We start from the raw sequence: 14194 nt of genomic DNA, 5'->3' as shown, positions 1-14194 counted from the left end.
GAACTGACGTGATATAATTGAGGAAAAAAGAGGAGGACTTCCGGTATGATACGCTGTATCAGCTGCCGAAAGGACATCATTGACTTTGTCCAGGTGCGGTTTGAGGGATTTCAGGTGACCCTGCCCCTGCCTGGACTGAAGCAGGATAACTACTACATCGCCTTTGACCCCAAGTATGGCGAGCTGAAGGGTTCGGTCTACCGCTTTGTCAAGGAGCGCCCTGAGGGGAGCTTCTGCCGTCTGGAGGTGCGCCGGGCCTTTGCGCAGGAGAAGATTTACTTGCAGTTGGGCGGCATTTTAGTCAGCTACCTCAAATACGACTGGGGCGCGGCCCAGTGTACCGGAAAGGTGCTGAACAACATCCGTTACGGCCAGCTGGCCCAGCTGTCGCCCAAGTTCCAGGTGGAGTCCCCCTGGTTCCTGGCGGACAACAATCCAGACAGCCTGCGCGGGGCGCTGGAGCAGCTGGAGGAGTGGTACCGGGAGCACCTTGGGGAGATTCAGCAGTCCTGGGACAAGCAGCAGGGCTTTCTGGACCGGGAGTGCCGGGAGCTGCGGCCTGTCCGGCGCTTCCTGGGGGAGCACATGGGCGAGCTGAGCCAGGAGGACGTCTGGGAGGTGTACCGCTGTGTGGACCAGCTGGCGGAGGAGTACAAGGCGAAGTATGGGGGACAGAAGCACGTCTTTTCCGCCCCCTCTCAGACGGTGTTTTTTCACGACTTCTGCTATGGAACGCTGCCGCCCGTCCTCAACGCCTGGATTGAGGAGCTGGCCGCCGCGCTCCAGAGAGGGAAGAAGGGGTATGACGAAACCTACGCCCGGAAATTTGCTGTAACCGCCCTGCTCTACCTTTTTAATGATATGCAGCGGGAGCGGTGGCCGAATATTTTGGAAGAAAGGCCCTGGACGGTTGATTAAAATTTGATGGAGGTGCCAGAAAATGGAACAGGAAGGTATGGTCTCTGTGTGGGCCGGCGTTTTTGAAGATGAGGAGGCCCTGATGGCCTATGCCGCGGAAGAGGGGTATGACGATGAGCGAGAGCCCCAAATTTCCGCCTTTAATCACGATTTTTTCGGCGGGGAGGACGTCTGGCCCTTCGACCCCGATTTTTGGGAGCGGGGCATGGTGGCCCCCACCACCGATGTGGAGGCGCTGGTTTTTCCCTTTTCTGAGGGGCTGACCATAGGGGAGGGGCTGAAAGAGCTCCTCCCCAAGGGGCTGGAAAAACCCTGCAATGGAGTGATTCTGGTCTATAATTTTGAATATGAGGCGGAAGAAGGGGCTTACAATCCCAACGCCCCGGTGACCTTTTTAGGTGTGGTTCCCTACGAGGAAGACTGATGGAAAGGCTGGAGGGACATATGACCGTGGCAAAGCAGTATTTGGACATCTTAAAGGAGCGGGAGCCGCAGCTCTGGAGGGAGCCGCTGGAAAACTCCTCCCTCACAGAACAGGATCTGGCGGACATTGAGGCGGGACTGGGTTACGCCCTGCCCGCACCCTACCGTGATTTTTTGCAGAGCTGCAAAATTCCCGGTGACCTCATTGTGCTGGTCTCCTTCTGCGGGGACTCCTTTGCCTGCTCCTGGCCCAAGACCTATTCCCGGGAATACAGCGGCTATGTGGACCGGCCCGACCAGGATATCGGCCCCACCGTGGAGTTCGAATGGCACATGATCCAGGGAAATACCGGGGCAGAGTTTTTAAAGACGCTCAAACGGGAGCAGGCGGCCCGGGAGGAGTGCCCCTGCTTTTTAGAGGCCGGTTTTATCCGGCTGGGGGAGGTATATGGCTATTGGACCTATTTGGACCTGGTCTCCGGCGGCATCGTCACCATCCACGAGGAGGGCGTCTACGATATGATGATCGTTGGCGGGGTGACCTGGAACAGCAGGGAGGAGGTGCGCAGGTATATGGAGTCGAACGAGCTCTATATCTGCAACAATTTCTATGATTTCCTCCGCTTTGTGTGTACCGGGGACTATTTGGACGAGGACGAGGCCAGATTTCCAACAAAAGAAGAGCTGGAGGCGGAATATTTCGCCTGACGATATATCCCTTCCCTCACAGATTCCACAAAAGCACAGCCCGTCCGGCTGGAGATTTTTTCCGCTGGGCAGTTGCAATTTGAAGAAAATGTGGTAGAATATAAGAGACTTAATTATAAGGAGGTTATTCCCATGCCCCTTGTTACTACTACCGAGATGTTTAAGAAGGCCTATAACGGCGGTTACGCCATCGGCGCTTTCAACGTCAACAACATGGAGATCGTCCAGGGCATTACCGAGGCTGCCAAGGAGGTCAACGCCCCCCTGATTCTTCAGGTTTCCAAGGGTGCCCGCGCCTATGCCAACCACACCTACTTGGTGAAGCTGGTGGAGTCCGCCATCATTGAGACCGGCCTGCCCATCTGCCTTCACCTGGACCACGGCGACAGCTTTGAGACCTGTAAGTCCTGCGTAGACGGCGGCTTTACTTCCGTCATGATCGACGCTTCCTCCAAGCCCTTCGCTGAGAACATCGAAATCACCAAGAAGGTGGTTGAGTACGCTCACGACCACGGCGTGGTGGTAGAGGCCGAGCTGGGCAGCCTGGCCGGCGTGGAGGACGAGGTCCAGGTCTCCGCTGAGGATTCCTCCTATACCCGTCCGGAAGAGGTGGAGGAGTTCGTCTCCAAGACCGGCTGCGACTCTCTGGCCATTGCCATCGGCACCAGCCACGGCGCTTACAAGTTCACCGCCGCCCAGTGTACCCGCAACGAGAAGGGCGAGCTGGTTCCCCCGCCCTTGCGCTTCGACATCCTGGACGAGGTGGTCAAGCGTCTGCCCGGCTTCCCCATCGTGCTCCATGGCTCCTCCTCCGTGCCTCAGAACTTCGTGAAGATGATTAACGAGAACGGCGGCAAGATGCCCGACGCCGTTGGCATCCCCGAGGAGCAGCTGCGCCAGGCCGCCCGCAGCGCCGTGTGTAAGATCAACATCGACTCCGACCTGCGTCTGGCCATGACTGGCACCATCCGCCAGTTCTTCAACGAGCACCCCGACAAGTTCGACCCCCGCGAGTATCTCAAGCCCGCCCGCGCCAACATCAAGGAGCTGGTCAAGCACAAGCTCATCAACGTGTTGGGCTGCGACGGCAAGGCCTGATTTTAAAACTTTTGATTCCCGCTCCGCAAGGGGCGGGAACCTTTTTCTAATAGGAGGAAAGGCATATGAAACGCTGCCGCCTGCGTCCGGTTTTGCTGCTGGGATTCTTTTTCTTGCTGGGGCTGCTCTTTGTTCCTGAATGTGACGACTGCTATTTTGTTTACTGGCACTTCGCCTCCCTGCGGGATATGCTGCTCACACGGCCTATTACAGAGGGAATGCCCGTGGTAGGGGTACCCGCCAATGGACGGTATCTAGGTAATTTTTTGGGCGTACTCCAGGGCAAGCTGTACTTTACTCCCTTCGGCTTCCTGCGGGGACTGCTGTTTGGAGGGGCGCTGGCGGGGCTGACCCTGCTGCTGGGACGCCGGTTCTCGGACAGGGGGGAGGGGGGCGTCGCCCTGGCCTTCTCCCTGGTGGTCCTGGCCCCCAGAGGTATCTGGCAGCAGGTCTACTCCTGGGGGGCGGGGTTTGTGAATTACCTTTTGCCTATGATTGGTATTTTGATTCTGCTGGAGCTGCTGAACCGAGAGCGGCCCGCGCCCTGGGCCTGTTTTTTGCTCACGCTGTGCTGCTGTCTCTTTCTGGAGCCGGTGACCATCCTGTTGTGCCTAAGCTGTATAGTATTTTTCCTTTGCATACTTCTCCGGGACCAGAGCCGCCGGACAGCCGCCCTGGCCGCTGGGCTGGGGGCGGTTCTGGGGACCTTGGTGATGTTTACCAGCCCCGGCTACGCCCAAGTGAACAGCGACACCCGGACCATGGGGCTGGAGCTGATTCAGCGCAACCTTACCGTCATTATGACCGACGCCCTAATCCGCCCGGCGGCGGTGACAGCACTTATCAGCGTACTGCTGGTGTTGCTGCTGCGGCGGCAGGGGAGTGCCTGGAAGCCCTGGGCGGCAGTGCTGGCCCCCATCCATCTGGTGTGCATCGCCGACACCCTGCGGGACTGCGTCCGGGGCTATGGGAGCTATACGACAAAACGCCTGCTGCTGGCCTGCCTCCTGGCAGGGCTCTGGGTCGTCATGCTGGCGCTGTGGCAGGGCGGGCGGACCCGGTTCCAGGTGGTCGCCGGGGTACTGGCTCTGTGTGCCCTCAACGGGCCGCTGCTGGTGGTCTCCCCGGTGGAGTCCCGAAACCTCTTTCCCAGCTACGTGATACTGGTGGTGATCGCCGCCCTGCTGTGGCGGGAGGTGGGAGGCGTTTCGTTTCTGCGGCTGGCCTGGGTCCCTGGATTGCTGGCCTGTGTGGTGCTGATCGGAGTCTATGGCGCCAATTTTGCGGTGTACCACCAGCGGCTGGACAGCGCCCGGGCTCAAGCGGCCCAGGGAGTGAAGGAGATGACCCTTCCGCTGGTGCCCTTTCCTGGCTGGGCGGTCAATGAGCAGGCAGTGAAGGGGGATATCTGCTATCTGGTTTATCGGGAGGAGCCCTGGGATGTGAGCTTCCAATTTGTGCCCTATGGGGAATTTTGAAGATTGCGGCAGCTGTTCCGCGATTTTCAAGCTCGTTAAAGCCGTCTGGAAAATGAGAGGACAATGGAACCAACATCGGGTATCCTGAGGAAAAGGAGTGAGTACCATGGATGGGTTACAAAACTGGAATGAGGCGTTGGACTATCTGGAGGCGAATCTGGATGGGGATATTCGGACGGAGGAACTGGGGCGGCTTGCCGGGTGCTCCGCCTACCACTTTCAGAGGATGTTCTCCTATCTGGCCGGGGTTCCGCTGAAGGAGTACATCCGCCGCCGCCGCATGACCTGGGCTGCCGCAGAACTGCGGGGAGGGGAGAGGGTCCTGGATGTGGCCCTGCGCTATGGCTACGACTCTCCCACCGCATTCAACCGGGCCTTTCAAGCAGTTCACGGAGTGGCGCCATCCCTTGCAAAACAAGATGGTGTAAATCTAAAAGTCTTTCCGCGTATTCGCTTCAAATTTGTGCTCAAAGGAGATGTTGAAATGGAGTATCAAATTGTGCAGCGGGACGCCTTTCGGATTATCGGGTTCCGGGTCCCGATTCCTGCGGAGCAGGAGGAGAGCTTTCAGGTGGTTCCGAAGTTTTGGGCGGAGACGGGCCCCCGGCTGGGAGAACTGATTCCCCTGATGGGCCCTCAGTTGCAAGGGGTGTTAGGTGTTTCCACTTGTCATCTGGAGGAGAATTTTTACTTTATTTCAGTGGCTTCTGACGCGCCGGTTTCCGAGGGGATGAGCGAGTGGACCGTCCCCGCCGCGCTATGGGCGGTGTTTTCCGGGGAGGGCCCTGCGCCCATGGCGATTCAGGAGTTGGAGCGGCGTATTGTGACCGAGTGGCTGCCCGACTCAGGCTACGAGTGGGCCCAGGCGCCGGATATTGAGGTCTATCTATCGCAGCCTGGAGCAGAAAAAGCCGCATTTCAAGTTTGGCTGCCCATTCAGAAGAAATAGGTAAATAAAATCTAGTTTTTGTTGACCTAATGGCCCTGGCGGACTTGTCCGCTGGGGCTTTTTCGTCTATGTTAATTTTAGTTGACAAATTTCCAAGGGCATTGGGTTGACGCCAGGGAGAAAAATCTGCTATGTTAGAAGCATAGAGGGGGTGGACCCTTAGGAGGTAATCATATGTTTGACTTTATAATTGATATGCTTGCAGATATTGCAGACATCTTTCTTGACCTGTGGATCAACAAAGCTGCTGGGCAAAAAAGAGAAAATCATAATATCAATTTTAAGGGGGATATCCCATGAATTTTGCGGAACACTTAATGACCCTGCGCAAGCAGCGGGGTTGGTCTCAGGAGGAGCTGGGCAGTAAAATTGGTGTGACCCGGCAGACGGTGTCCAAGTGGGAAATGGGTCAGAGTACACCAGAGCTGGGGAAGCTGATGGAGCTGTCCAGGCTGTTCCAAATGTCCATCGACCAGCTGGTGGGGCTGGAGGAGGAGAACTTTCAGACTGTCTCTTATCAAAGCTCCGGCATCCGGTTCCTGGGCGTGTATTATGAGTATATCAGTCCTGTAAAGGTATTTGGCCTGCCGCTGATCCACATCCGTCTGGGTGTTGGTCCCCAGCTGGCCAGAGGCGTCATTGCGATTGGAAACTTCGCTGTAGGAGCGGTGGCCATTGGCGGTAGTTCCCTAGGACTGATCTCTCTGGGTGGAGTCAGCGCGGGAGTGCTCTTGGCCGTTGGCGGCGTCAGTGTAGGGCTGGCGGCTCTGGGCGGTCTGGCTATAGGCGGCTTTGCAGTAGGCGGATGCGCTGTGGGACAGTGGCTTGCCATGGGCGGCGGCGCCTTCTCCAACTATCTGGCCGTAGGCGGGGGCGCATGGTCCGGCGGTCTTGCCATTGGCGGCTCTGCCTACGGACATATTGGGGTTGGAACGAATGAGGCGTCGGGTTGGTTTTCCATCCTGCCGGGGAGCGGCTATACGGTAGAGGAGACCTGGGGTCTGGTGAAACAGGAGTTTCCCCACATGTGGGGGTGGGTCCGGAACCTGATCCAGTGGGTGTTAGGCTGACAAGCACTTTCCCTTGTCAAACCGCATAGAATAGGGGAAACAAGGAGGTTTTCCCTATGACACTTCAGCCCTACGACCGCCAGGCGGCGGTGTCCTACGCGCACCGCTGGGCCTACCATCGGAATCCTGATTTTTACAACTTTGATGAACTGGGGGGCGACTGTACCAACTTCGCCTCCCAGTGTCTCTATGCCGGTACCGGCGTGATGAACTACACCCCCACCTTTGGCTGGTACTACAACAGCCAGTACAGCCGCGCCCCCGCCTGGACAGGGGTCCCTTTTTTCTACAATTTCCTGACCCGCAAGAAGGAGGGGCCCGGTCCGGTGGGCGTGGAGACCTCCATGGAGGAGGTCCAGCCCGGCGATTTTGTCCAATTGCGCTTTGTGCCAGGTCCCTTCGCCCACAACCCAGTGATTGTGGCGGTGGGCAGTCCCATCTCTCTGGACAATATCCTAGTAGCCGCACACACGGAGGACGCCGACTACCGGCCCCTGTCTACTTACCCCATCGCACAGGCCCGGTTTCTCCACATCCTGGGGGCTAATCATTGACCGGGGGGAGCTTATGTGGTAGGATGTGGTACAAAAGGGAGGGGAAGCCAGTGCGGCAACTGAAAAAGGCCTATTTGGAGATTACCAACCAATGTAATCTGAATTGCGCATTTTGCCCTGGGACCCGGCGTCCGGCAGGTCTGCTCTCGGTCATGGATTTTAAGCGTTATGGGGAAAAACTGCGGCCCCACACAGAATATTTGTACCTCCATCTTATGGGGGAACCCCTGCTGCACCCTGAACTGGCCGGGCTGCTGGACCTGGCAGGGGAGCTCCGATTTCGGGTTATGGTCACCACCAACGGTACCCTGCTTTCCCGGCGGGGAGAACTGCTCTATGCCAGCCCGGCGGTGGAGAAGGTCAGCATTTCCCTCCACTCCTTCGAGGGCAACGAGGGAGAGGGGTTGGAGGACTATCTAAAGCAATGTATCTGCTTTGGAAGAAACGCCTCTGCTGCCGGAAAGAAGTGCGCTCTGCGGCTGTGGAACCTGGACGGAGCAGACACTTGGGGGGCCAATGCTCAGAATGAAGTTATCCTGGCGGCTTTGGAGGCATCTTTTCCCAAACCCTGGAAGGAGGGCCGCCGGGGCACAACGCTGGCTCCCAACGTATTTCTGGAGTGGGGGGAGAAATTCGACTGGCCCGACTTGTCCACGCCGGAGGAGGACAGCCCCACCTTTTGTTATGGCCTGCGGGACCAGGTGGGGGTATTGTGTGACGGGACAGTGGTACCCTGCTGTCTGGACCACGAGGGAGACATTCCTCTGGGCAATCTGCAAGAACAGACTTTGGAGGAAATCTTGAACAGTCCCCGAGCCCGAGCCATCTACGACGGCTTTTCCCAGGGCAGGGCACAAGAGAAGCTGTGCCGCCGGTGTGGATTTGCCAGGCGTTTTCAGAGATAGCGGGTAGGCGGCCGGCTGGAAGTGGAAAATTTATGCAAAAAAGGAGTAAAAAGGCGAAATAGAGTCGGGGGGACTTCGGCAAAATAACCAAGAGGGATGTCCTTGTCTAGTGGACAAGTGACCGCAATAATAGGAGATAATTTTGGACGCGTCCATATACAGTGGACACTTGTAACAGTGAAATGGTCTGAAATGGGCTGAAGCCGGGGCGGATAGGAAAACTTTCTGTGAATTATGAGCCTTGAAAAGCAGAGAAAAATCCCGTAAAATCTTCATATTACCCTGGACCGGAAGGTCCTCGTAAGATTAGGAGGAATAAAATGAAAAAACTTCTTTCCCTGGCTCTGGCCTCTGCAATGGTCCTGAGCCTGGCCGCCTGCGGTGGCGGCAACGGCGCTTCAAGCAATGGAGGCGGCAGCAACGCCTCCGGTGCCAGCAATCCCGCTCCCGCCGGTGACAAGGTGATTAAGATCGGCGTCTTTGAGCCCGCCTCCGGCGACTCCGCTTCCGGCGGCAAGAAGGAGACTCTGGGTATGCAGTTCGCCAACTCCGAGACTCCCACGGTAGAGGTAGGCGGCGAGACCTATACCGTCCAGCTGGTCCTCTCCGACAACGGCTCCACCACCGACAAGGCCCCCTCCGCCGCCGCTGATCTGGTGGCGCAGAATGTGGCCATCGTCCTGGGCTCCTACGGCTCCGGCGTGTCCATGGCCGCCAGCGACACCTTTAAAGAGGCCGGGATCGCCGCTATGGGTGTGACCTGCACCAACCCCAATGTCACCGCCGGCAACGACCACTACTTCCGTATCTGCTTCCTGGACAACTTCCAGGCTCAGGTGCTGGCCAATTTCGCCATGGACAAGTTCCGGGCAAAGACCGCCTACTGCCTGGGCGAGACGGGCAACGAGTATGACCAGGGCCTTATTGCCTTCTTTGAGCAGATCTTTACCGCCAACGGCGGCAAGGTCATCAAGGACTCCTTCCCCACCAACAACTCCGACTTCAACTCCTACCTGAACAAGGCCAAGGCTGAGAACGTAGACGTCATTTTTACCCCTGTGTCCATCGCCTACGCAACCCAGATCATAACCCAGGCCGAGTCCCTGGGCATCACCGCTCCCTTCCTGGGCTCCGACACCCTGGATGACAACATGGTTCTGGATGCCGCCAACGGCACCAGTATTCAGCTGTACGTCTCCACCTTCTATCAGGAGGGCGGCGCTCCCGCCTTTGACGAGGGCATCAAGAACTATATCAACAGCAACTCCACTGCCAAGGACGCCAACGGCGGCAATGACACCATCGCCGCTGTGACCGCTATGGGCTACGATGCCTACTATGTGGCTCTGGAGGCAATTAAGGCCGCTGGTTCCGCCGACCCCGCCGCCATCAAGGCCGCGCTGGGCAGCGTCACTTACACCGGCGTGTCTGGCGACATCGCCTTTGACGACGGCGGCGACGCCGTCCGCGACACTGCCTATATCAAGCACTCCACCAACACCGGGGCCTGGGAGTTGGAGACCGTTCAGCAGGCCGGCTAAGCAAACAATCACCCCCATATTTCCCCGGCGGAGCATTGTACTCCGCCGGGGAAAACCGGATGGGCTGCCTTGAAAGGGGTCGCACCCGGCCCTTTTCAAGACAGCCCAATTTGTTTAAAAAACTATGCAAGGGAGGACCCCGCTTTGGAATTTGCCATTTCCGTGTTGATCTCCGGAATCTCCGTGGGCGGGCAGTATGCGCTGATCGCCATCGGCTATACCATGGTGTACGGTATCCTGCGGCTGATTAACTTCGCCCACGGCGATGTGTTTATGGTGGCGGGTCTGCTGGGCATCTACCTGACCGCCAGTATGCCCCTCTACCTGTCCATGCCCCTGGTGCTGGTGTTCACTGTGCTGCTGGGCTTCTGTATCGAACGCGCCGCCTACAAGCCTCTGCGCTCCGCCCCCAGAATGTCGGTAATGATCTCCGCCATCGGTGTCAGCTATTTAATCCAAAATACCGCCACCTATATCACCGGCGGACAGCCTATGACCTACCCGGTGATTCCCTTCCTGTCGGATACGGTGAAAATCGCCGGTACCTCTACCAAGTGGGTTACCATTCTCACACCGTTCCTGGTGCTGCTTTTGGTGGTTGCCCTGACCCAGCTGATTAACCACACCAAGACAGGAATGGCTATGCGGGCTGTGGCCAAGGACTTTGAAACCGCTCAGCTTATGGGTATCCGCATCAATACCATCATCTCCATTACCTTTATCATCGGCTCCGCCCTGGCGGCAGTGGGCTCCATGCTCTACTTCACCAACTTCCAGGCCATCACCCCCACCGCCGGCGCACTGCCCGGACTGCGGGCCTTTGTGGCGGCAGTGGTGGGCGGTATTGGCTCCATCCCTGGGGCGGTGGTGGGCGCTTTCATCATTGGCATCTGTGAAAATGTCATCAAAAGCACAGAGTTTACCGTTTTCTCCGACGCCGGTACCTTTGCGCTGCTGATTCTCATTCTGGTGCTGAAACCCACCGGACTCTTCGGTGAAAAAGTCACCGACAAAGTGTAAGGGAGGGGCGTTTTTATGGTACAACAGAAGAATAAAAAGGGCGCATATATGGCCCTGCTGGCCTGCGTGGTCATGTTGTGCGGCATCATCCTGCTGGAAAATATCTGCGTGATGCTTCCTCAGGACAGCGTGCCCAATGTGCTGAAGCCCACCAGCCAGCTCTTTGCCGTGCTGAAGAAGGGGGCGGTCTACTCACTGGCGGCAGTGTCCATGAACCTGCTTAACGGCTTTACCGGCCTGTTTTCCCTGGGGCAGGCGGGCTTCATGCTGCTGGGCGCCTATACCTACGCCATCCTGTCCGTTCCTGTGGCTGACCGGGCGGCAGTGTACTACCTCTACGGCGGCTCCGCTGTCAACTTCTCCTTCCAGGATATGTTTGGCTCCATCTTCGGCACCGAGGGGGTCGGGGGAGCGGTCAGCATGGGGCTGGGCGTAATGATTGCCATGATACTGGCCGGTTGTGTGGCCGCCATGTTTGCCTATTTCATTGGCTTGCCGGTTCTCCGCCTGAAGAGCGACTACCTGGCCATTGCAACCCTGGGCTTCGCAGAGATCATTAAGGCCGTGTTCCAGTGGCAGGCTCTGGGCCCCGTCACCAACGGCGCGAACATGATAAAGAGCTTTCCCACCTTTTCCAGCTTCAACATCACCGACGCCAGCGGCAAGGTGGTTCTGCGGCTGGCCACCTTCTTCCCGTTCCTGATCTCGACCATCTGTATCGCCATGATCTGCCTGCTGATCAACTCCACCTATGGCCGGGCCTTCAAGGCGATTCGGGAGGATGAGACCGCCGCCGAGGCCATGGGCATCAATCTGGCCAAGCACAAAATGCTCTCCTTCTGCACCTCCGCCTTCTTCGCCGGGGTCAGCGGGGCCATGTTCGCCATGTTTGTCACCAACGCCCAGGCCAAGGTGTACACCACCACTATGACCTATGAGATTTTGCTGATTGTGGTCATCGGCGGCATCGGCTCCATCTCCGGCAGCGTCCTGGCCACCTTCCTCTATGTGGCCTGTTCCGAATGGTGGCTGCGCTTTCTGGACAGTGAGACCGTCATTGGCGGAGTCAAGCTGCCCTTCCTGCGGGCCGGCTTCCGGATGGTGGTATTCTCCATTATCATTATGATTATCGTGCTCTTCTTCCGTAAGGGCATTATGGGCGACAAGGAGCTGCCCGACCTGCTGAAAAGGCGTACCAGGAAGGAGGCAGCCAAATGAGCGAGAACATTTTAAAGGTGGAAAACGCCACTATGCAGTTTGGCGGTGTGGTGGCCGTGGACAATCTGAACCTTGAGATCAACGAGGGGGAGATTGTGGCCCTTATCGGCCCCAACGGCGCGGGCAAGACCACCGCCTTCAATGTGGTCACCGGCGTATACCAGCCCACCAACGGGGCGGTGTGGTTTCAGGGGAAGAAGATTGTGGAGAACCACCCCCAGGGCAGAATGAAGAAGCTCTACAAAGGGGAGCACGGAGGGGAGTACACCCAGGTGCTGGCCCCCACTCCTGACAAGATTACGCAGATGGGGATGGCCCGCACCTTCCAGAATATCCGGCTGTGGAAGAGCCAGTCGGTGTTCGAAAATGTGCTTATCGCCATGCACTGCCGTACCCATACCAATTTTTTGGCCGCATCCCTCCGCATGAACCACAAGGAGGAGCAGGAGCAGCGGGAGCGGGTTGCGGAGCTTTTGGAGACGGTGGGGCTGTACGACGTGAAGGACGAGCTGGCCACCTCGCTGCCCTACGGCAAGCAGCGCCGGCTAGAGATCGCCCGGGCCCTGGCCACCGACCCCAAGCTGCTGCTGCTGGACGAGCCCGCCGCCGGCATGAACCCCCAGGAGACCAACGAGCTGACCGCCTTCATCGGGGAAATTCGGGACAGCTTCCACCTGACCGTATTCCTCATTGAGCACCACATGGACTTGGTGATGGACATTTCCGACCGTATCTATGTGCTGGACTTCGGCAAGCTGATCGCCAAAGGTACACCGGAGGAAATTCAGAATAATCAGCGCGTCATTGACGCCTATTTGGGGGTTGCAGAAGATGCTTAAAATTGAAAATCTCCATGTGGCCTACGGCGGCATTCAGGCCCTGCGGGGCATCTCTCTGGAGGTCCCCGACGGCAAGATTGTAACCCTGATTGGCGCCAACGGGGCGGGCAAATCTACCACGCTGCGCACCATCACCGGCCTGGTGAAAGCTCAGTCGGGCTCCATCCAATGGAATGGAGAGGAGCTGCTGGGCAAACCCATCGACCGAATCATCAGTGCTGGCATTGCCATGAGTCCGGAGGGACGGCGGGTATTTCCTGATATGTCGGTGCTGGAGAATTTAAAAATCGGCGCCTATCTCCGCAAGGATAAGGGGGAGATCGAAAAGGATATTCAGTGGGTATACTCCCTCTTTCCACGGCTGGAGGAACGCAGCTGGCAGCTGGCGGGCACTCTGTCCGGCGGAGAACAGCAGATGCTGGCGGTGGGACGGGCTCTTATGTCCCGTCCTAAGCTGATGATGCTGGATGAGCCTTCTCTGGGACTGGCTCCCCTGGTGGTTCAGGATATCTTTTCCATCATAAGAGAAATCAACAAGCAGGGGGTCACCATTCTTTTGATTGAGCAGAACGCCAATATGGCGCTGAAGATTGCAGACTTGGCTTACGTGCTGGAAACAGGGAATATCACGCTGTCCGGGACCGGCGCAGAGCTGCTGGCTGACGAGAAGGTCAAAGAGGCCTATCTGGGCAAGCACAAAAAATGAGTGGGGGAAAGCCCACAGAAAATATATGGGGCAGCCTCCAAAAGAGATCGCCCCATATTTTTTGGATGAACTGCATCAACCCAGGGCCGCTCTCATTGGAGCGGCCCTGAGCTTGTTTTTGCAGTTCCTTTTTGTGTTCAGCCCCGGGATCTGGTGTTGGCGGGCTGAGTCTTGTCAAAGGCCGGATTGGAAAGATAAATGTTGGGGGCGTCCATCTTCTCCTTGCACAGGCGGATACATTCGCCAAAGCGCTGGAAGTGAACAATCTCCCGCTCACGCAGGAAACGGATCACATTGTTTACATCTGGGTCATCGGACAGCCGCAAAATATTGTCATAGGTAAGTCGAGCTTTCTGTTCTGCCGCCAAGTCCTCAGTCAAATCAGCGATGACATCGCCGGTAGACTGAATAGAGGCAGCGGTCCAGGGGAAGCCGGAGGCTGCGGTGGGGTAGACACCGGTGGTGTGGTCCACAAAGTAGGGGGCGAAGGTGGGGTTGGCACGGACTTCCTCATCGGAGAGGTCCCGGGTCAGCTGATGGACAATGGCGGCCACCATTTCCATATGGCCCAGTTCTTCTGTACCGATGTCGGTAAGCAATCCCTTGGCCTCGGCAAAGGGCATAGAGTAACGCTGGGAGAGGTAGCGCATGGAGGCCCCCAGCTCGCCGTCAGGTCCACCGTACTGGCTAATGATAAAGGCGGCCAGCTTTGGGTTTGGGGTGGTAATTTTCACCGGGAATTGCAGTTTTTTTTCATAATGAAACAT

The 14194-nt window shown here is 57.4% G+C and carries 16 protein-coding genes; 15 read left to right on the top strand and 1 reads right to left on the bottom strand.

Going from position 1 to position 14194, the window contains the following annotated elements:
- Positions 1 to 45 precede the first annotated feature (45 nt).
- The 15 genes from D1646_RS00435 (at position 46) to D1646_RS00370 (ending at position 13427) form a co-directional block, all read left to right on the top strand.
- Positions 46 to 918 carry a hypothetical protein gene (locus D1646_RS00435; protein WP_160634524.1) on the top strand — a complete coding sequence of 291 codons (873 nt, stop codon included), beginning with the start codon at positions 46 to 48 and terminating at the stop codon, positions 916 to 918.
- 22 nt (positions 919 to 940) lie between these two features.
- Positions 941 to 1342, top strand: a complete 402-nt coding sequence (locus tag D1646_RS00430) for an immunity 22 family protein (RefSeq protein WP_160634523.1) — start codon at positions 941 to 943, stop codon at positions 1340 to 1342.
- Positions 1342 to 2049, top strand: coding sequence for an SMI1/KNR4 family protein (locus D1646_RS00425; RefSeq protein ID WP_160634522.1), 708 nt, complete (start codon positions 1342 to 1344; stop codon positions 2047 to 2049). Before D1646_RS00430 ends, D1646_RS00425 begins: the two co-directional genes overlap by 1 nt.
- Before the next feature lie 132 nt (positions 2050 to 2181).
- Complete coding sequence (gene fba, locus D1646_RS00420; RefSeq protein WP_160634521.1) at positions 2182 to 3147, top strand: class II fructose-1,6-bisphosphate aldolase; 966 nt, start codon at positions 2182 to 2184, stop codon at positions 3145 to 3147.
- A 65-nt stretch (positions 3148 to 3212) separates the two neighbouring features.
- Positions 3213 to 4625: a hypothetical protein gene (locus tag D1646_RS00415; RefSeq protein WP_160634520.1), complete on the top strand. Its 1413-nt coding sequence runs from the start codon at positions 3213 to 3215 to the stop codon at positions 4623 to 4625.
- 106 nt (positions 4626 to 4731) lie between these two features.
- Complete coding sequence (locus D1646_RS00410; RefSeq protein ID WP_160634519.1) at positions 4732 to 5574, top strand: AraC family transcriptional regulator; 843 nt, start codon at positions 4732 to 4734, stop codon at positions 5572 to 5574.
- Positions 5575 to 5748: 174 nt separating this feature from the next.
- The gene (locus D1646_RS23590; protein ID WP_279279898.1) at positions 5749 to 5874 is read left to right on the top strand and encodes a hypothetical protein; all 126 of its coding nucleotides are present in this window, start codon (positions 5749 to 5751) and stop codon (positions 5872 to 5874) included.
- Positions 5871 to 6644, top strand: coding sequence for a helix-turn-helix transcriptional regulator (locus D1646_RS00405; protein WP_160634518.1), 774 nt, complete (start codon positions 5871 to 5873; stop codon positions 6642 to 6644). The genes D1646_RS23590 and D1646_RS00405 overlap by 4 nt, the downstream gene beginning before the upstream one ends.
- A 56-nt stretch (positions 6645 to 6700) precedes the next feature.
- Positions 6701 to 7198 (top strand): amidase domain-containing protein, encoded by a 498-nt coding sequence (locus D1646_RS00400; RefSeq protein ID WP_160634517.1) that lies wholly within the window; start codon positions 6701 to 6703, stop codon positions 7196 to 7198.
- A gap of 50 nt (positions 7199 to 7248) precedes the next feature.
- Positions 7249 to 8103 carry an SPASM domain-containing protein gene (locus D1646_RS00395; protein WP_160634516.1) on the top strand — a complete coding sequence of 285 codons (855 nt, stop codon included), beginning with the start codon at positions 7249 to 7251 and terminating at the stop codon, positions 8101 to 8103.
- A 320-nt stretch (positions 8104 to 8423) separates the two neighbouring features.
- Positions 8424 to 9644, top strand: a complete 1221-nt coding sequence (locus tag D1646_RS00390) for an ABC transporter substrate-binding protein (RefSeq protein WP_160634515.1) — start codon at positions 8424 to 8426, stop codon at positions 9642 to 9644.
- A gap of 144 nt (positions 9645 to 9788) precedes the next feature.
- Positions 9789 to 10664, top strand: coding sequence for a branched-chain amino acid ABC transporter permease (locus D1646_RS00385; protein WP_160634514.1), 876 nt, complete (start codon positions 9789 to 9791; stop codon positions 10662 to 10664).
- Between the two features lie 15 nt (positions 10665 to 10679).
- On the top strand, positions 10680 to 11882 hold the full coding sequence (locus D1646_RS00380; protein ID WP_160634513.1) for a branched-chain amino acid ABC transporter permease: 1203 nt from the start codon (positions 10680 to 10682) through the stop codon (positions 11880 to 11882).
- Positions 11879 to 12721, top strand: a complete 843-nt coding sequence (locus tag D1646_RS00375; RefSeq protein ID WP_160634512.1) for an ABC transporter ATP-binding protein — start codon at positions 11879 to 11881, stop codon at positions 12719 to 12721. Before D1646_RS00380 ends, D1646_RS00375 begins: the two co-directional genes overlap by 4 nt.
- A complete protein-coding gene (locus D1646_RS00370; RefSeq protein WP_160634511.1) occupies positions 12714 to 13427 on the top strand; it encodes an ABC transporter ATP-binding protein in 714 nt (237 codons plus the stop codon). The genes D1646_RS00375 and D1646_RS00370 overlap by 8 nt, the downstream gene beginning before the upstream one ends.
- A gap of 137 nt (positions 13428 to 13564) precedes the next feature.
- On the opposite strand, the gene D1646_RS00365 is transcribed toward D1646_RS00370, so the two are convergent.
- Positions 13565 to 14194 (bottom strand): manganese catalase family protein, encoded by a 630-nt coding sequence (locus D1646_RS00365; protein WP_160634510.1) that lies wholly within the window; start codon positions 14192 to 14194, stop codon positions 13565 to 13567.

Origin of the sequence: Pseudoflavonifractor sp. 60, from assembly GCF_009911645.1 — a bacterium.
In the GTDB taxonomy this organism is placed as follows: domain Bacteria; phylum Bacillota; class Clostridia; order Oscillospirales; family Oscillospiraceae; genus Lawsonibacter.
The sequence above is the reverse complement of the archived record's forward strand: the minus strand, read 5'-3'. Positions and strand labels throughout refer to the sequence as shown.